General features: G+C 42.0%; 3 protein-coding genes. 2 read left to right on the top strand and 1 reads right to left on the bottom strand.

Translation table 11 applies throughout. The features are described from left to right. The coding region (locus CXF78_RS01110; RefSeq protein ID WP_102035733.1) for a GNAT family N-acetyltransferase at positions 1 to 583 on the top strand (583 nt) is incomplete at its 5' end. 18 nt (positions 584 to 601) lie between these two features. Then, positions 602 to 1,006 carry a hypothetical protein gene (locus tag CXF78_RS01115; protein WP_059745016.1) on the top strand — a complete coding sequence of 135 codons (405 nt, stop codon included), beginning with the start codon at positions 602 to 604 and terminating at the stop codon, positions 1,004 to 1,006. Between the two features lie 45 nt (positions 1,007 to 1,051). Here the strand turns inward: CXF78_RS01115 and CXF78_RS01120 are convergent. Further along, positions 1,052 to 1,199, bottom strand: a 148-nt coding sequence (locus CXF78_RS01120; RefSeq protein WP_145991303.1) for a DUF1318 domain-containing protein, incomplete at its 5' end; no start/stop codon positions are given.

Here is a 1,199-nt window from a genome sequence, read left to right on the forward strand (position 1 = left end):
ACATGTTATCTTAGAACCACTGTCTTTAGATCACGTTCCTGGGTTAACTCTGGCTGCCAGTGATGGCGAGTTGTGGAAATTGTGGTTTACGCAAATCCCTGATGCCGATGGCATGAAAGCATATGTTGAGTACGCTTTAGCTTGTGAAAACCAAGGTGAAGCGGTCGCATTTGCAGTGCGTGATAAAGTCTCTGGCAATATCATTGGTTGTACTCGAATTTGCCACTGGGACCAACCTAATCGTAGACTCGAAATTGGCTACACTTGGTACGCTAAATCTTATCAACGCAGTGCTATTAATACCGAGTCCAAGTTATTATTACTCCGCTATGCATTTAATACTTTGGATGCGATCGCGGTCGAATTCAGGACACATTGGCATAATCATGCCTCACGTAATGCGATTGCACGATTGGGTGCCAAGCAAGATGGCATATTACGTAATCATAAAATTCAAGCTGACGGGACTATTCGTGACACTGTAGTGTTTTCGATTATTGAAACCGAATGGCCTCAAGTTGAGCAGTATTTAACTTCTCGTTTAGCGCATTATCAATCGTTAACTTTATCTCCAAATTTCTAAAAACGAAGGGAAACTACCATGAACAAATCTGCTATGTGGGTTTTTACTGTGTCGGCTATATGTATGAGTGTAACTGCACATGCAGAAGATGCTGCAGAAAAAGCATTCACTGATGAACTACTTGAATGTGCAGCGTATTATCAAATTAGCTCGGAAGCGATTGCTGCGATGAATGCCCCACAAATGAAAGCGGTGGGTGATCGTTTAAAAACCTCCGCAATTGATGCCGTGGCGATAGCGGGTAAGTACCGTGCCCCTGAGCAAGTTGAAAAAGATGTTGTTGCAGCTAAACAAAAGCAAATTGATAAATTAGCTGGATCGAATAATTTAGGCGCATTGATGTCAAAATACAAAGACTCTTGCAAATCGATTGTAACAGACCCACAGAAGCGCTTAGATTATTGGATTATGGCGACCATGTAATGGTTTGTTAGATGTGACATGACCACGTAGAGGTGACTCTCGTGGTTATTTTTTTAGCCATTTCCCTTGTGGCGTTTGGATCATATGCCCAGGTTCCGCTGCTTCAATTGCTTTTTGAGCCGCAAGAGTGGCAATTTTATCAAGGCTAATTTTATTTCTCTCAGCGATGATTTGATAATAGTGTTTGCGTTTG

It is taken from the genome of Shewanella sp. 11B5 (genome assembly GCF_002836795.1).
Lineage (GTDB): Bacteria > Pseudomonadota > Gammaproteobacteria > Enterobacterales > Shewanellaceae > Shewanella > Shewanella frigidimarina.

What these genes read in the sequence shown, in the direction of transcription:
- CXF78_RS01115 (WP_059745016.1), top strand. Translation starts at nt 602, where the DNA reads ATGAACAAATCTGCTATGTGGGTTTTTACTGTGTCGGCTATATGTATG.